Here is a 2,160-nt window from a genome sequence, read left to right as displayed (position 1 = left end):
GGCTGGTGCGCACGGCGGTCCCGGCCATCGAGGCCGATTGAGCGGCCATACCGTTGCGATAGAAACAATCGCGCACGACACGCCGATTCGCACCACGGCGCGGTTCAAGCTATCGCCGCGCTAGTCGATATCAGGATCACGCTTCGTGGTCCGCGCCCGTCATCGCCGGATCACCACCGCGACCGTTCAGGGAGCACGTGATGCCCAGCCGCCGACATCCGCCATCGTCCACCCTCCCGTCGCGGCGCCGCAGCGCCGCACGCGCGCCCCTGTTCGGCATGGGTTCCCGCCCGCCTGCGCGCGCCGCCACTGGCGCAGCGCTGCCCTCGCCCCCCTTCGTCTTCGCCGGCTGACCGCCGGCCGCCCTGCCTTTTTTCAACCGTTGCTGCACATGGAATGCCCATGAACGTACTTGCGCACCTGAAAATCCGCGACAAGCTGATCTTCGCCTTCGCCGTGACCACGCTGCTGACGGTCGTGCTGGGAGGCTTTACCTACTCCCGGACCAACCTGTCCATCGCCGAGCTCAAGCACATCCAGCACGATTGGGTGCCGGCGACCCAGGCACTGGCCGAGGTGCGCGCGCAACTGGGCGAATTCCGTACCTACGAACTGGCGCAACTGTCGCGCGCCGGCGATCCCCAGGCCCAGGCCGATTACTTCAAGCGCATGCAGAAGGTGCGCACGGAGGTGGCGAAGAACCAGCAGGTCATCGCCGCGATGATGCGCGACCAGAAGCAGGTGCAGATGTACGCCGGCGTGCAGGAGACGCTGAAGGCTTACCTGCAGGCCAACACCGAGATGGGTGCGGCGCTGCGCGCCGGCGACGTGGCCGGCGCACAGAAGATCTCCGACACCCAGTCGCGGACGCTGCGCCGGACCCTGTTCGAGCGCATCGTGGCGCTGACCCAGTACAACGTCGCCGAACTGAACCGGGAGATGGAGCGCGCCGACAGCCAGCTGGCCAACACCAAGACCCTGATCGTGACGCTGCTCGGGCTGGCCGTGCTGTTCGCCAGCGTCACCGCCTGGCTGATCGCGCGCGGGATGGCGCGCCAGTTGCACGCGGCCAAGCGCCTGTCGCAGGCGGTGGCACGCGGCGAACTGGAGGGCGCCACCTATCCGCACGGCAAGGACGAGATCGGCGAGCTGATGGACGACATGCTGATCATGCGTTCGCGCATCCACAGCGTGATCCGCGCCCAAGAGGAGATGGCCCGGCAGCACGCGGGCGGCACCATCAGCTACCGCATGGACGAGAACGCCTTCCCCGGCGAGTACGGGCAGATGGTCAAGGGCACCAACGAACTGGTGGCCTCGCACATCGCGGTGAAGATGCGCCTGCTGCAGATCATCCAGCGCTATGCGATCGGCGACCTGTCCGAGGACATGGACCGCCTGCCCGGCGAGAAGGCCGTGCTCACCGAAACCATGGACATGGCCAAGCAGAACCTGACCGCGATGAGCGAGCAGATCAAGCAGCTGGCGGAGGCGGCCGCGGCCGGCGCCTTCGGCACGCGCGGCGACCCGGAACGTTTCCAGTACGGGTTCCGGGTGATGGTGCAGGATCTCAACGCGATGATGGAAGTCAGCGACCGCAACCTGGGCGAGCTGTCCACGCTGCTGCGGGCCATCGCCGCCGGCGACCTGACCGCGCGCATGCACGGCGAGTTCCATGGCGTGTTCGGTCGCATGCGCGACGACGCCAACGCCACCGCCGCGCAGCTGGCGGCGATCGTCGGCCGCATCCATGCCGCCGCCGCCAACATCAATGTCGCCTCCACCGAGATCGCCAGCGGCAACGGCGACCTGTCGCGCCGCACCGAACAGCAGGCGGCCAGCCTGGAGCGCACCGCCGCCTCGATGGAAGAGCTGACCTCCACGGTCAAGCAGAACGCCGAGTACGCACGCCAGGCCAACCAGCTTGCGGCCGGGGCGGCCGCGGTGGCCTCGCAGGGCGGCGACGTGGTCGGCCACGTGGTCACCACCATGAACGGGATCGAGGCCTCGTCGAAGAAGATCGCCGACATCATCGGCGTGATCGACGGCATCGCCTTCCAGACCAACATCCTGGCACTCAACGCGGCCGTCGAGGCCGCGCGCGCCGGCGATCAGGGCCGTGGCTTCGCCGTGGTCGCCACCGAGGTGCGCACCCTCGCC

General features: G+C 68.2%; 1 protein-coding gene. It reads left to right on the top strand.

Annotation, left to right across the window (positions count from 1 at the left end; translation table 11 throughout):
- Nucleotides 1-402: 402 nt before the first annotated feature.
- The coding region (locus D588_RS0118555; protein ID WP_017917041.1) for a methyl-accepting chemotaxis protein at nt 403-2,160 on the top strand (1,758 nt) is incomplete at its 3' end.

It is taken from the genome of Xanthomonas sp. SHU 308 (assembly GCF_000364645.1).
GTDB lineage: Bacteria > Pseudomonadota > Gammaproteobacteria > Xanthomonadales > Xanthomonadaceae > Xanthomonas_A > Xanthomonas_A sontii.
This window is presented reverse-complemented; position numbering and strand designations above follow the sequence as displayed.